The following is a 15,751-nucleotide window of genomic DNA, read 5'->3' on the forward strand; positions in this document are numbered from 1 at the left end:
ATGCGGTGAAATGGTTTGGCACAGTTGCACGCAAATGTTGCGAAGAGCCCCTTCCCCTGACCCTCTCCCGTGATCGTTCCCACGCTCCTGCGTGGGAATGCAGCCCGTGACGCTCTGCGTCCCTAGAGGCATTCCCACGCAGAGCGTGGGAACGATCAGCAAAACGCCAACCCGAAGGTTGGCGTTCTGTTTTGGCTCAAGTGCGTTTCAGCGCGGTACGACCGGCTTGCGTGCCGGTTTCGGCCCTTTGCCTTTCGCGGCTTCCTTGCGCTCCTTGGCGGCCTGCTGGTTGCGGGCGAATGCCGCGGCCTTGGCCTGTTCACGCTTGTCCCACGGATTGCCGCCGTCGCTGGCGCGCGGTGGCAGGCCGGTGTGCTGGGTGAGGATCTTGGTGGTCTTCTCTTTCGCGACCTTGTGGCTGCCGGCCGGCGTCGAGTTCTTGCGACGGGCACTCTGGTAGCTGTCGGTGGCCGGCTGATGCAGCGGGATCAACTGGTTCTTGCCCGGCCCGATCAGGTCGGCGCGACCCATGCGGGTCAGCGCTTCACGCAGCATCGGCCAGCCCTTCGGGTCGTGATAACGCAGGAACGCCTTGTGCAGACGGCGCTGCTCTTCGCTCTTGACGATGGTCACGCCGTCGCTCTTGTAAGTGACCTTGCGCAGCGGGTTCTTGCCCGAGTGATACATCGCGGTGGCGGTGGCCATCGGCGACGGATAGAACGCCTGCACCTGATCGGCGCGGAAGCCGTTGCCCTTGAGCCACAGGGCCAGGTTCATCATGTCTTCGTCGGTGGTGCCCGGGTGCGCGGCGATGAAGTACGGGATCAGGTACTGCTCTTTCCCCGCCTCCTTGGTGTACTTCTCGAACATGCGCTTGAAGCGATCGTAGGTGCCGATCCCCGGTTTCATCATCTGGTTGAGCGGACCTTCCTCGGTGTGTTCCGGGGCGATCTTCAGGTAACCGCCGACGTGGTGGGTCACCAGCTCCTTGACGTACTCCGGCGACTCGACCGCGAGGTCGTAACGCAGGCCGGAGGCGATCAGGATCTTCTTCACACCCGGCAACGCACGGGCGCTGCGGTACAGCTGAATCAGCGACGAGTGGTCGGTGTTCAGGTTCGGGCAGATGCCCGGGAACACGCAGGACGGCTTGCGGCACGCGGATTCGATTTCCGGGCTCTTGCAGGCGATGCGGTACATGTTCGCGGTCGGGCCGCCGAGGTCGGAAATGACGCCGGTGAAGCCCGGCACCTTGTCGCGGATCTCTTCGATTTCGCGAATGATCGACTCTTCGGAACGGTTCTGGATGATCCGGCCTTCGTGCTCGGTGATCGAGCAGAAGGTGCAGCCGCCGAAGCAGCCACGCATGATGTTCACCGAGAAACGGATCATGTCGTAGGCCGGGATCTTTTCCTTGCCGTACGCAGGGTGCGGAACACGTGCGTAAGGCATGCCGAACACGTAGTCCATTTCTTCAGTGGTCATCGGAATCGGCGGCGGGTTGAACCAGACGTCGATCTCGCCATGCTTCTGCACCAGCGCACGGGCGTTGCCCGGGTTGGTTTCCAGGTGCAGCACGCGGTTGGCGTGGGCGTACAGAACCGGGTCGTTACGCACCTTTTCCATCGACGGCAGGCGGATCACGGTCTTGTCACGGGTCATTTTCGGGCTGGCCAGGATCTGCACGACCTTGGCTTCCTGCGGGTCTTCAACCGGCCCCTTCTCCTGCTCGATCGCGCAAGCCTGAGTGTCCTGAGTGTTGACGTACGGGTTGATGATCTTGTCGATCTTGCCCGGACGGTCGATGCGCGTGGAGTCGACTTCGTACCAGCCCGCGGGTGTGTCGCGACGGATGAACGCGGTGCCGCGCACATCGGTGATGTCTTCGATCTTGTGCCCGTAGGACAGACGCTGGGCGACTTCGACAATCGCCCGCTCGGCGTTGCCGTACAGCAGGATGTCGGCGCTGGCGTCAATCAGGATCGAGTTGCGCACGCGATCCTGCCAGTAGTCGTAGTGGGCGATGCGGCGCAGGGAGGCTTCGATGCCGCCGAGCACGATCGGCACGTGCTTGTAGGCTTCCTTGCAGCGCTGGCTGTAGACCAGGCTCGCGCGGTCGGGACGCTTGCCGGCCATGCCGCCCGGGGTGTAGGCGTCGTCGGAACGGATTTTCTTGTCGGCAGTGTAGCGGTTGATCATCGAATCCATGTTGCCGGCCGCGACGCCAAAGAACAGGTTCGGCTCGCCGAGCTTCATGAAGTCGTCTTTGGACTGCCAGTTCGGCTGCGCGATGATCCCGACGCGGAAGCCTTGCGACTCCAGCAGCCGGCCGATGATCGCCATGCCGAACGACGGGTGATCGACGTAGGCATCCCCCGTAACAATGATGATGTCGCAGGAATCCCAGCCAAGCTGATCCATCTCCTCCCTGCTCATGGGCAGGAACGGCGCTGGCCCGAAACATTCGGCCCAATATTTTGGATAGTCAAATAACGGCTTGGCTGCTTGCATGTCGATAACCGGTGTTGGCTTTCATTGAATTTCGCGGGCGCGGAATATAGCACAAATTTTGACCAATTCCGACGACCGTGGTCGGTTTCTCCAATTGCCGTTTCCCGCTCCCGGTCCGCTCCCGATGTGTCGCACCTTTCGGGTTCGCAGCAAAACAAGGCAATGACGCCGACAACTGAATCAGTATTCAAGGATGAAAAGACATGCCCGTAAAACCGCCTCCAAGGGGGATTACTACCGCTGAAGTACATGCTCCGCCCTCGCGCCCGGTCAAAGACCCTCTCTTCAGGAGTGACACTGCCTCGCGATTGCCCCCGATCAACCAACCTCCCGTTCCCGACCAGAGACTAGCCAGGTTGCCGACTGTCGGTGATCTGGATGCAATAACACCGGCACCACCGTTGACTGTCAGCGAAATCCCGAATTCCGCAATACCGGTGATTCCAGCGCCGCTTTCATTGGCGGACTATCGCATCCGTCCTGGCGGCTCGCTGCCGGATCCCGACGATCAGGGTCTCATCCAGCTGAAAGGTCGACTTTTCGTCAATACCGAGGATGGCCACGTCCTGCATGTGGGCCAGGACCCTGACAACGGGTTGTTCCGCGCCAAACTGCCCGGCGAATTGAAACCTTCCGGGCCGATCCTGCTGCAGGATCCATTCAGCCTGCGCTGGTTTTCGCCCGACGACGCTGACCTGATCGGTTACCCGTTGCCACAAAAACGTCTGGAAGGCTTTCGCACCCCCCTGGATTTCGCCGGTGCATCGCCAGACAGCGACGGACTGCACGGTTTTGAAGGCAAGCGATACGCGGTCATTGAAGGCCATGCCTATCAGGTCATGCGCGACATCGACGCTTCCTCTCCCGCCAGGAAGGTCTGGCGCATCGTCAATTCGAAGGATCCGGTCGCCCACGACACCGAGAACGTTTATCGCCCAAGCCGTGCCGGTGAAACCCTGGGCATTGTTCGAGACGCCGATCACGGCTGGGTTTCGAGCCGCTCCGGCCTTCTGGGTGGAATGCCCCGGACCGCCACTGCCCGAGCCAACATTGCGCATTTGCTGCAGCGGTACGAGCCCATCAGGGAAGCCTTTGCTGCGCTGCAAGCCTCGGACGCGCGCTTCAATGAACTCTGGGACGTCGCCAAACATTTGCCGGAAGGCAGCGACCTCGAAAGAGCGGAGCTGATCGGACTTGAAGTCCACACCCTCAAACATATCCGCCTTCAGACCGAGTTCGTCCAGTCACTCATCGACAACAAGGACTGGCTGGTCATGATGAAAGCCGGCGGCGTCTACAAAACCGAGCTGCATGAGCAACAGCTGGCCAGGGTCGACTATTTAAACAAACTGCTCGCCATCATGGATCGCCGGGTTTATCCCTCGGTTGCACTGATGACGGTTGATTCGCTGAAAGGCAACCTCGCTCACATGAACAAAAAACTGCGGGTCCTCGATGACCGCCAGGCCGTGATGGATCAGGTACGCAAGGTATCCCGCAGCGCCACATCCGAAATCGAAGAGCTCAACCGGGGAATACCCGGCGTTGATCAGATCAACTGCGCCCGATACAACCTCTGCCTGCGCCTGCTCGCCGATGATCCGACCATCCCGCCGCCGTTCGGAATGCGCAGCTACATGGCCGTCAACCTGTTTGTAGAAGAGCTGCACAACGTTTCCGGACAGTCCCGGCCAGTTGTCCTGCAATTGGCACTCGATGAAATCAGACTGGAAAAAGGCCGTTTCGAAGATCTGTTGCCGGCTTTGCCCACCACGAAGACACCCTACCTGCACGAAGCGATGTCCGTACTCGGAACATTCGAGTCGAGGATCGACGGCCAGCTGAACGATATCTACGCCAGGGTCAACAGCAACACCGAGTGGCCCGCACTCGATCAGGACATCGACCTGGACTTCGTGCCGCAGCAGTCCGTTCCGACCGCCACCCCGAGCGCCCCGCGAAAGATCTTCCGGACCCGCCAGCATGGGACTTATCGGGTTCTGGTAGGGGTCAGGCAAGTCGATCCGGACGGTAGCGTCACCATTGACGTTCCAGACCCGTTCAAACCGCAAGATCCGCCTCAACGCTACGAGAAAAGACAGGGCGAATGGCGCCCCATGCGCTCTGCGTCACCAGCGGCTTCCCCTCCCCAACTGCTCGGCCAGGCAACTCAGCTGCTGGCCAGGGTCGATGGATTACTGGACGAGGGACTGGCGATGGAAAGCCGCAAGTCCAATCCGACCAGTATTCGGGAATCACTGGACGAAAGCGCCGACGAGCTTCACGGATTGGCCAGCCGTCTGGAGAGCATCGAGGGTATTGCCAGCGATGCGCAGGCCGCCAGCGTCATCGCTCGCCTGAAAGCAGCCGGTGATTCGCTCAGTACAGCGGGACGCGACATCATGGTCCGCATGTACAAGGAGAAGGCAGTACTGGACGTGTTGCGACTGAACTACCTGCTCGAACATTCGCAGCTCAATGTCATCAAGATCGTTGCCCGCAAGCAGCTGGGCAAGGGCAAGGACAAATCATTTCTCGACGTCTATTCGATCAATGACCGCTCCGCCAATACCCCGCTATGGGAGGCCCACTTCCATTACGACCGACAGGATCGCCCGGCGCTGGATTACACGGTCAGGGGAGCACACATGAAAACACTCGCCCAGGCCGGAGCGGGCAGCGCATTTCAGCAACGCCAGGAGCAGGCGGGCCTTGCCCACCAGCCCATCTGGCGGGAATACATCAGCCCGAAAGTTGCGCAAAAGCTCTTCGACTGCGCAAGCGAACCGGCCGCCGGGACACCGGTTCGGCAATAGCCGCCAATGCGCATCACTCCGACCAAGGGAGCTGATGCAACCATGATTCAAGGATGAATAACCATGCCAGTAAAACCGCCCTCCAGGGGCAACACTACCGTAGAAGTACATACACCTCCTTCACGCCGAGCAAACGAGTCGCTTCCCGGAGCCGATCCGACTCGGTTCTCCTCGCCGGTGATCCATCATCGCGAACGCCTCGGCGGGTCGGGCAGAACGCAGGCGGATATCGATCTGGATGCCATCGCACCCGCGCCGCAAGTGAACATCAGCGAAATACCTTCCACAACGCAAAACATGCCAGCGACGCGGCCCTCTCTGGAGGAATACCGGATCGCGTCTGATGTCCAGTTGCCTCAGCCCGATGCCCAGGGATTCAGGTGGTTCAAAGGACGGCAGTTTGTCGACATGCTCGACGGCAGCATCTTTCTGGTCGGCCTGGACAGCGAAAGCGGCCTGTACCGCGCCAGGCTGAGCAGTGAGCGAGTCCCGTCCGGCCCGCTGCTTCTGCAAGACCCCGACAGCAGGCTCTGGTACCCGATGGTCGATCTGGAGTCGATGACCTTCAGTCTGAGCAGCCGTCGCCTGGAAGACTTCCGTACCTCTCTGGACTTTTCTAACCAGGTGCCTGACAGCGATGGATTGCATCGTTTCGAAGGCAAGCTCTACCTGGTCATCGACAATCAGGCTTATCAGGCCATGCATGATGTGGAGGCATCCTCGCCGAACCTTCAGGTGATGCGCATCGTCCGGCCCCAGGATGCGGTGGCCCGGGACGAGCACAACCGATATGTCGCCACGCGCCCGGGCAGGTCGGAAGCTGTTTTCTATGATGAGCGGATCGGCTGGAGCGGACTGGTCGTCGGCGGCGCAGGGGGGATGTTTCCGGGACGGGGAAACACCTCAGGCAATCCGTCCGGCGCTCAACTGAACGCCGCGCTCGGCCGGTTCCTGCAAACGCATCTGGGGCGTCTTCGCAAGCTTTACCCGGCCCTTGATGAGCCGGGGCTCAGAGCCGCCATGGATTCACTGGGAAAGGATGTCGAAGGTGGACTGAAACGACTGGAGGCCGAATTAGCGACTCTGAAAGAGGATCTGGTGGCCTGGATCCAGCAAACCGCCGAGGCTTCACAGGCCCACAAGCACTGGGCAGTTCGTGTAAACGATCACATCCTGCGTTGCTGGCGCCGAGAATCAGGCACGATTCTCTGGCTGCCGGAGGGCGGAGGAGGAGCACTTCCGCCCCTGAAGGTGAGTTTTGGGCATATCGAGGTTTTGAAAATCAAAGGCATAGCCTGGCCAGGCACCGGCGATGACTTTCTGACACATTTCCCACGACTTACCCGCCTGAGCATTGTCGAATCGGGGCTCACCGCAGTTCCTGACTCGATCCGCGCGATGCCCGAACTGACCATGCTCGATCTGCACTCCAACCGGATTGTGCTGGATCAAAAAGGTGCGCAAGCACTCGGCAGCATGGTCAGGCTCAAGCAACTTGATCTGTCGGGTAACCCCCTGGGCATGACACCTGACTTCAGCAACATGTCCGAGCTGAGAAATCTCAATCTCAGCCATACAGGAATCGATCAGTGGCCAGCGGGATTACGGACTCAAACCGAAATGGACCAGATCGACCTGCGCTCCAACCGATTGCGCGAGGTCCCGCCCGAGCTGCTCGACCCAAGCGGTGAACAAGGGCTCACCCAAGTCCGGATCAATGCCGTCACACTGCTGGACGGCAATCAGTTCTCCGAGGGCTACTGGCAGCATTTCGACCGCTTCTGGGAGCTCGCCTCGAATCGATATCCCATCAACGAGATCTACACCGTCAAAGATGCCTTCATTCTTCCCAGCCCGTTGGTAAAGCGACTTCAGAACATCCACCCCCATAAAAGCATCCACGAGGCCCGAGAATTCCTGAGCGGCCTGGGGCCGGATACGGAAGCCACAATTACACGGCTCGAACGAGAGTTTCAGACCCTGGAAAGTCAGTTGAATGCCTGGTCGTTTTCCGGTGGCGGTTCCCGGCAGCGCTACGTGCGGGCAAACCAGATGCAACTCGATCCCGACAGACTGGGCGATCGTTACAGGGCGAAAACACGAATACTCGCTTGCTGGAGACGTGAAACACCGCAAAAGTACGCCGCCGATGGAACGCCCATAGGCCTGGAACTGAAACTGAACGGTTTACGCCTGGACAGCGTACCGGATCTGAACGACGTTGATTTCAGTCATGTCGGTTCACTGAAACTGAGCGGCATGAACCTGAGCGTTTCCCCGGATGGTTTCCTGGCGAGGTTTCAGCATGTCCGCTGGCTGGACATGTCGAACAACCAGTTACGCGAGCTTCCTGCCGCGATCGGACAAATGCATGCCATGACGCGGCTGTCCCTGCAAAACAATCGGATCACGCTGACGCCGGAAACAGCTCGCATACTCTCCGAACGCGTAACGCTGCGAGCATTGATGCTCAACGATAATCCACTGGGCATCACTCCGGACTTCAGCGCAATCACGGATATGCGCTCGCTGAACCTGGGCAACACCAGCATTGATACCTGGCCGCCCGGGCTATCGGCACAACCGGCGCTGGAAGACATCCTGCTGTACGACAATCGGATCACGACAATTCCGGACGCAATCATCGACCCTCCCGATGCACTGCTGCTCCAGCAGCTTCGAGTAAACAGTGTGACCGACGTGAGTGGCAACCCGCTGTCAGAAGTCTCCCTGGAGCGCATCCAGCGTTTCCGCGACCGTGTCGCTGCTCAGAGACTGGTCTCGGGTGACTTGAGTCGCTTGCTCTCGATAACTCGCGCCCAGCCGTCGCTGAATACACAAGCATTCCTGGAAAACACTCTTCTCAGAAACGCACTTCCGTCAGCGCATTCACCTTCGGACGGGCTCTTGCGCTGGACTCAAGGCATGCCTGCACAGCAGGTTGCGCTGAAACGGGAACAGTGGCAAAGATTGATCAGCCAACAGGGGGCGCAAGCTTTCTTCACCGTGTTGCAACGCCTGAACGCCGGCCCGGTCGCACACCCGGATTTGCAGCGCAGGGTCTGGAACGTTCTGGATTCGATCAGTGAAAACAGCGCTGAATCGGATCAATTGCGTCGGGATCTTTTCGATCGTGCCGGCGAACCGGCCTGCTGCGATCGAGCGGCCTTCTCCTTTGGCAATCTCGAGGTTCTGACCATGGTCTACAGCGCCCGCAAACAAGCCGGGGATCACGCGCTGGGCCCGCAACTGGTGCATTTGTCGCGCCGTCTGTTCCGTTTGCAGGAAGTCGACAGACTCGCTGCGGAAGATATTCAGCGCAGCGAAGCAATCGTCAGGGATCCGCAGGTTTCCGAGGAGGAAAAACGACCGCACGTCCTGCGTTTGCAGGAAGAGGTCGAAATCAGACTGGCCTATCGATTCGGGCTCAAGGACTCCCTTGAACTTCCGGGCCAGCCAGAAAACGTCAGTTTCATCGGGATGGGTCGCGTTACCCGCGAAATGCTGAGCGGGGTTTATAAAGCCGTGATTGACCTGGATAACTCGCCTGCGGAACGCCAGGCTCTGCTTTCACGCGAATTCTGGAAAGACTACCTGACGAGCAAGTATCGACAGCAATTCGAAGAGCAGCGCGAGCCTTATCAGGCCCGACTCGCCGAGCTGCATGAAAGCCTCGAAGCCAAACAACTGACCATGGAGCAATACCAGGCGAAAAGCGATGATCTGCAAGGACAACTGGCAATAGATGAAGCGACATTGATGCAGACCCTGACCCGTCAGGAGCTGGACCAACCCGCTGCTCCCGATGATTCGCACGTTTCGGGTTCGCAGCCAAACAAGGCAATGACGCCGACGACTGAATCAAGTATTCAAGGATGAACACCCCATGCCAGTAAAACCGCCCTCCAGGGGCAACACTACCGTAGAAGTACATACACCTCCTTCACGCCGAGCAAACGAGTCGCTTCCCGGAGCCGATCCGACTCGGTTCTCCTCGCCGGTGATCCACCATCGCGAACGCCTCGGCGGGTCGGGCAAAACGCAGGCGGATATTGATCTGGATGCCATCACCCCTGCGCCGCAAGTGAACATCAGCGAAATACCTTCCACAACGCAAAACATGCCAGCGACGCGGCCCTCTCTGGAGGAATACCGGATCGCGTCTGATGTCCAGTTGCCTCAGCCCGATGCCCAGGGATTCAGGTGGTTCAAGGGACGGCAGTTTGTCGACATGCTCGACGGCAGCATCTTTCTGGTCGGCCTGGACAGCGAGAGCGGCCTGTACCGCGCCAGGCTGAGCAGTGAGCGAGTCCCGTCCGGCCCGCTGCTTCTGCAAGACCCCGACAGCAGGCTCTGGTACCCGATGCTCGATCCGGAGTCGATGACCTTCAGTCTGAGCAGCCGTCGCCTGGAAGACTTCCGTACCTCTCTGGACTTCACTGACGCGGTGGCGGATGACAACGGGATATACGCGTTCGAAGGCAAGCGTTACGTCGTCATTGAAAATCAGGCCTATCAAGTCATGCAGGATATCGATGCATCCTCTCCTCAACAGAAGGTCTGGCGCATTGTCAAACCCACGGATCCCGTGGCAAACGACGATACAAATATCTACAACGCGAGTCGGCCCGGTGAAACCCTGGCGATTTCCCGCGGCGAGGCGAACGCCTGGTTTGCAGTATCCGTGGGTCTGAAGGGAGGAATGCACCGTCGTCGGGGAGTTCAGATACCCCAGGTCCAACATGTGGGATGGGAACCCTTCGAGGCGGCTCACGCAGCAATCAACCAGTCAACCGATGTCGCCAATGCTCTCTGGGTAAAGGCTTTTGCCCTCCCCGTTGGAAGTGCCGAACGTACCTTGAGCTTTGCCGAACTTGAATTGCTCCTGTTCAAGCACACCCGACTGCATGATGACTTTGCAAAAAGGTTCATCGACCACGAGGACTGGAAGCATCAAATCAAAGAAAGATTCACCACACAGAGCTTGCAGAAAATCCGGATGGACAGAGTGGTGGCCCTGAACAGCCTCCTGCAAATAATGGATTTGCGAATCAAGCCCAGCGTACAGGCCTACAACCTCGATAGTTACAGGAAACTCATTGGGCATTACAACAGGAAGCTCAAGCTGCTCGACATCCGTCAAACGGTGGTGGATCAGATCAAACAAGTTGCACCGAGGCGATCAGTTGAACTGGACGAAATGAACCGCAGCGTTCACGGAGCCGACGAGGTCAATTGCAACAAGCTGATAGCCTACCTGTACCTGTTTGCGAACAACCCCGAAAACCCTGCCGGCACAGGTATGCAATCGGCGCGGGCTGCCCGCCTGTTCAGCGAAGACCTGGAAAATGTGCCCAGGCGAGAGCAACCGCCCGCGCTGCTGTTGGCCCTCGATCAGATCAAGGCAGAGAAGATCCGTTTTGAAGCGCAAGTGGCCTCCGAGACGCCTGAAAACACTGCTCACCTCAGAGAAATCATCGCGCTGACCGATTTGTTCGAGAAGAGAATCGAGAGCACGCTGACCGAGATCTTTGCCACCTTTGACCGCAATACCGAGCTTCCCCGTCTTGATCAGGAGATCGATTTCGATTTTGTTCCTGCACAACCGGTCCATGCGGAAGCGGCGCCTCCCCCTCCTCCAAGGAAAATATTTCGAACCCGCCAGCGCGGCACCTACAAGGTACTGGTGGGAGAACAGGAAATTGCCCCAGACGGCAACGTCACCCTCAAGGTGCCTGATCCTTTCCACCCAAACAATCTGCCTCAGCGATACGAAAAACGCGAAGGTGAATGGTTGCCCGTACGCCCGCCGATTGGCGCAACGACCAGGCTACAGCTGCTTGGCGAAGCGAACCGCTTGTTGGCCGAAGTCAAAACTCATCAGGACGAAGCAAGAGCCAAGGAAACCGGAAAAACCAACCCGACGGAAATCATCGAGTTTCTGGGTACCGAGGCGGACCGACTCAACGAGCAGGCACGTTTGCTTGAACACCACAGCAAGGGAACCGAGGACCGCGAGATCACGGGGCTGGTCGGTCGTCTGCGAAACGCTGGCAATTTATTGACCGCCGAAGGACAGAAGATCCTGATACGGATGTACAAAGATCGGGACGTGCTGGACATACTGCGCCTGAACTATCTGCTGGATCACGCGGAGCTCGGCGCGACCAGGACTGTTGATCGCCAGCCGGTAGGCAAAGGCCAGAACAAATCATTTCTGGACGTTTATTCCATCACTGATCGATCCGACGGTTCACCTTTGTGGGAAGCCCATTTTCACTACGACAGGAAGAACAGCGTCGCGCTGAACTTCACGGTCAAGGGTGCCCATCTCAAAAAGCTCGATCAGGCCAGACGGGGCGCCTCGTCCCAGCGCCAGGATGAGCAGGCCGGCTTGCCGCACGTCCCGATCTGGCGTGAATCGTTCGACGGCAAAACGGCACGAAAAATATTTGAACTGGCGAAATAGGACCGCCCTTCTCTGACAATTCAGCCGACCTGTAGCAACGATTGTCGGAAGCATCCGTTTCAACCGGCTGATGCAGTCGGTTGAAACGCTTAGTCCTTACTCGTCATCGTCGAAGTTATAGCTACCCGGGGCAAGGTTCTCGAAACGGGTGTATTTGCCGATGAACGCCAGGCGGATGAAGCCGATCGGGCCGTTCCGCTGCTTGCCGATGATGATCTCGGCGATGCCCTTGTGCTCGGTTTCCGGGTGATACACCTCGTCCCGGTACACGAACATGATCACGTCGGCGTCCTGCTCGATCGCTCCGGATTCCCGCAAGTCGGAGTTCACCGGGCGCTTGTTGGGACGTTGTTCCAGGGAACGGTTGAGCTGCGACAGGGCGACTACCGGGCAGTTGAATTCCTTGGCCAGGGCTTTCAGGGATCGGGAGATCTCGGAAATCTCGTTGGTCCGGTTGTCACCGCTGGAACCCGGGATCTGCATCAGCTGCAGGTAGTCGATCATGATCAGGCCGATGTCGCCGTGCTCGCGCACCAGACGCCGGGTCCGGGCACGCATCTCCGACGGGCTGATGCCGGCGGTGTCATCGATGAACAGCTTGCGGTCGTTGAGCAGGTTGACTGCCGAGGTCAGGCGCGGCCAGTCGTCATCTTCCAACTGGCCGGAACGCACCTTGGTCTGGTCGATACGGCCGAGGGACGACAGCATACGCATGATCAGCGATTCGCCTGGCATCTCGAGGGAGTACACCAGCACGACCTTGTCGCTGCGCAACACGGCGTTTTCCACCAGGTTCATCGCGAAAGTCGTCTTACCCATCGACGGACGGCCGGCGACGATGATCAAGTCGGCCGGTTGCAGGCCGCTGGTCTTCTCGTCGAGGTCGGTGTAGCCGGTGGACAGGCCAGTGATCGAGTCGGCGGTGTTGAACAGGGTATCGATGCGGTCGATGGCCTTGGTCAACAGGTCATTCACACCCACCGGGCCGCCGGTTTTTGGCCGGGCTTCGGCAATCGCGAAGATCTGCCGCTCGGCTTCGTCGAGGATTTCCTCGGCTGTGCGACCTTCGGGATTGAAGGCGCTGTCGGCAATTTCGGTACTGATACCGATCAACTGACGCAACGTCGCACGTTGGCGGACGATCTGCGCATAAGCCTTGATGTTGGCGACGGACGGCGTGTTTTTCGCCAGTTCGCCAAGGTAACCGAGGCCGCCGACCTGCGAAGTCTGACCTTCCTTGTCCAGTTGCTCGGCAAGGGTCACGACATCGATCGGCAAGTTCTGATCGGCCAGTTTGGCGATCGCACGGAAAATCAGACGGTGGTCATGTCGGTAGAAATCGCCGTCGGAGACTTGATCGAGCACGCGTTCCCAGGCGTTGTTGTCCAGCATCAGACCACCGAGTACAGCCTGTTCGGCCTCGATGGAATGCGGCGGCACCTTCAGCGCGGCAGTTTGCAGATCGTATTGCTCGGGAGCGGAGATTTCGTTCATGGCCACTTTTTAATCAGGAAAAGCAGGGAGTGCAGAAAGACAAAGGGCACGACCTGTAAACAGGATCGTGCCCGATGTTAACCGTCTGACGGACAAGCCGCCAGTCGATCAGGGTGTTGCTTAAGCTGCTACCACGACAACGCGCACGGTGGCTTCAACTTCGGCGTGCAGGTGCACGGCCACGTCGAATTCACCCACGTTGCGGATGGTGCCGTTCGGCAGACGAACTTCGCTTTTCGCAACTTCAACGCCGGAGGCGGTCAGTGCGTCAGCGATGTCGTGAGTACCGATCGAACCGAACAGCTTGCCTTCGTCGCCAGCGGTGGCAGTGATGGTCACTTCCAGCTCGGCCAGTTGGGCAGCACGGCTTTCAGCCGATGCTTTACGGTCTGCGGCGGCTTTTTCCAGCTCAGCGCGACGCTCTTCGAACGCGGCCAGGTTGGCAGCGGTCGCAGCGGTGGCTTTGCCGAAAGGCAGCAGGTAGTTACGGCCGTAACCGGCCTTAACGTTTACTTTGTCGCCCAGGTTGCCCAGGTTGGCGATTTTTTCCAGAAGGATCAGTTGCATGTGGAAATCCTCTTAACTTTTAACCTTCACCGTTCGCGTTATCGGTGTCTTTCGACACCCGACCGCGAAAATCAATCAGGCTGTCGACAATGGCCAGAACCACGAGCAACGGATAGATCAGCTGCATGAACAGCAACAGCGTCACGTACAACCCCACCAGCCAGAAACCGGCCAGTCGCCTTTGCGCCACCAGCCCGTGAATCAGGGCCAGCCCGGCGAACACCAGCGGCACACTGCACAACGGCGTCAACATGGCCATCTGTGCACCGAGATTCGGGCCCAGAAGCATCAACGCCAGCAGCAACATCGCCGGTCCCAGCGGGATCCGGATGGCGCGAAACTCGCGACCAAAACCACCCGGGTTGTACAACAACGCCTGCCAATAACGCCCGACAATCAGGCTCAGCACGCTGACGATCTGCAACAAGGCCGCAATCAGGCCGGTCAGGACCGGTGCGATCAGCGACGCGAAACGCGCCTGCTCGTCTACCGACAATTGTTGGTAGGCATCACCGAGAAGCGCGGGCATGACCTTTACCAAGGCCTGCGCCAGCATCTCGATCTGGGGCGCGAACGCCGCCCCGAGCACCACTGAAAACACCAGCCCCATGGCTACGCTGACCAGTAGCGTACGGACCCAGGACTCGCTTGCGCGCAACACCAGCGCAAGCCCCGAAGACCCCAGCAGCACCAGAAGTGCCCGTGGGTCATCGGCATACAACCACCAGATCAATGCCGGCAGCAGTCCCAGCGACACGACGCCCAGGGCGTCGGTCAATCCGCGCCGCAGAAGCACCAGGCTCCCGGCGGCAGCACCCAACCAATACAACAACGGCAATGTTGCACACCCGGCCACTACGAGAGTGGCCTGCATACGGCCGCGCATGATGAACTCAGCTAAGGCACGCATGCATTCAATCCTTTGCTACTTGTCGACTGCCCGGTCTCAGCGGCCGTGGCTGTCGGTGTAGGCCAGCAGGGCCAGGAAGCGGGCGCGCTTGATAGCGGTGGCCAGCTGACGCTGATAACGAGCTTTGGTACCGGTGATGCGGCTTGGAACGATTTTGCCGGTCTCGGATACGTAGGCTTTCAGAGTGTTGAGATCTTTGTAATCGATCTCCTTCACGTCTTCAGCGGTGAAGCGGCAGAATTTACGACGACGGAAGAAACGTGCCATTTGATAGGCTCCTTAAAAGGTCCGTGGATTACTCGTCAGCGTTATCGCTGTTGTCGCTGTCGCTATCGCTGTCATCGCCATCGGCGCTGCCATCGTGCTCAGGACGTTCGCGACGCTCACGGCGCTCACTGCGGTTTTCTTCAGCCTTGAGCATCTCGGACTGGCCGGTAACGGCTTCGTCGCGACGGATGACCAGGTTACGGATCACAGCATCGTTGTAGCGGAAGTTGTCTTCCAGCTCGGCCAGGGCCTTGCCAGTGCACTCAACGTTCAGCATCACGTAGTGAGCCTTGTGAACATTGTTGATTGCGTAGGCCAGTTGACGACGGCCCCAGTCTTCCAGACGGTGGATTTTGCCGCCGTCTTCTTCGATCAGCTTGGTGTAACGCTCAACCATGCCGCCGACTTGCTCGCTCTGGTCAGGGTGGACCAGAAAGATGATTTCGTAATGACGCATGAATGCTCCTTACGGGTTGTAGCCTGCCGCTCAAAAACGGTCAGACAAGGAGTGAATGACACTTATGGACTTGCTGGCGCGGGGCACATGCATGCCTGCCGCCACAGCAAGGGGCGCAATTGTAGAGAAGGGACTGAAGAGGCGCAAGGCAATTGGTGATTATTTGAACAGTCACACTTTCTGCCACACCAGAAAACACTGTGGGAGCGAGCCTGCTCGCGATGGCGGCTTAACATCCAACAATGATGCTGAATGTAACT

Annotated in this window: 9 protein-coding genes; 3 read left to right on the forward strand and 6 right to left on the reverse strand. The window is 58.8% G+C overall.

Annotated features, from left to right (window positions below):
• Nucleotides 1-207 precede the first annotated feature (207 nt).
• Entirely contained in the window at nt 208-2,511 is a 2,304-nt protein-coding gene (locus AC07Y2_RS18295; RefSeq protein ID WP_039766786.1) for a YgiQ family radical SAM protein, read from the reverse strand.
• 401 nt (nt 2,512-2,912) lie between these two features.
• On the opposite strand from AC07Y2_RS18295, the gene AC07Y2_RS18300 reads away from it, so the two are divergent.
• The 3 genes from AC07Y2_RS18300 (at nt 2,913) to AC07Y2_RS18310 (ending at nt 11,796) form a co-directional block, all read left to right on the forward strand.
• The gene (locus tag AC07Y2_RS18300) at nt 2,913-5,327 is read left to right on the forward strand and encodes a hypothetical protein (protein WP_146040488.1); all 2,415 of its coding nucleotides are present in this window, start codon (nt 2,913-2,915) and stop codon (nt 5,325-5,327) included.
• Nucleotides 5,328-5,390: 63 nt separating this feature from the next.
• Nucleotides 5,391-9,206, forward strand: coding sequence for an NEL-type E3 ubiquitin ligase domain-containing protein (locus AC07Y2_RS18305; RefSeq protein ID WP_103386595.1), 3,816 nt, complete (start codon nt 5,391-5,393; stop codon nt 9,204-9,206).
• A gap of 7 nt (nt 9,207-9,213) precedes the next feature.
• The gene (locus AC07Y2_RS18310) at nt 9,214-11,796 is read left to right on the forward strand and encodes a hypothetical protein (protein WP_256587020.1); all 2,583 of its coding nucleotides are present in this window, start codon (nt 9,214-9,216) and stop codon (nt 11,794-11,796) included.
• Between the two features lie 96 nt (nt 11,797-11,892).
• Here the strand turns inward: AC07Y2_RS18310 and dnaB are convergent, their stop codons facing one another.
• From dnaB to rpsF, 5 genes are all read right to left on the reverse strand, one after another.
• Nucleotides 11,893-13,290, reverse strand: a complete 1,398-nt coding sequence (gene dnaB, locus AC07Y2_RS18315) for a replicative DNA helicase (protein WP_011332193.1) — start codon at nt 13,288-13,290, stop codon at nt 11,893-11,895.
• 120 nt (nt 13,291-13,410) lie between these two features.
• Nucleotides 13,411-13,857, reverse strand: a complete 447-nt coding sequence (gene rplI, locus AC07Y2_RS18320) for a 50S ribosomal protein L9 (RefSeq protein ID WP_003186385.1) — start codon at nt 13,855-13,857, stop codon at nt 13,411-13,413.
• Nucleotides 13,858-13,876: 19 nt separating this feature from the next.
• On the reverse strand, nt 13,877-14,767 hold the full coding sequence (locus AC07Y2_RS18325) for a YybS family protein (RefSeq protein ID WP_039766674.1): 891 nt from the start codon (nt 14,765-14,767) through the stop codon (nt 13,877-13,879).
• Between the two features lie 36 nt (nt 14,768-14,803).
• Nucleotides 14,804-15,034: a 30S ribosomal protein S18 gene (rpsR, locus tag AC07Y2_RS18330; protein ID WP_002551829.1), complete on the reverse strand. Its 231-nt coding sequence runs from the start codon at nt 15,032-15,034 to the stop codon at nt 14,804-14,806.
• Nucleotides 15,035-15,062: 28 nt separating this feature from the next.
• Complete coding sequence (gene rpsF, locus AC07Y2_RS18335) at nt 15,063-15,491, reverse strand: 30S ribosomal protein S6 (protein WP_007950702.1); 429 nt, start codon at nt 15,489-15,491, stop codon at nt 15,063-15,065.
• Nucleotides 15,492-15,751 lie beyond the last annotated feature (260 nt).

The organism is Pseudomonas sp. GW456-12-1-14-TSB6, from assembly GCF_059424205.1.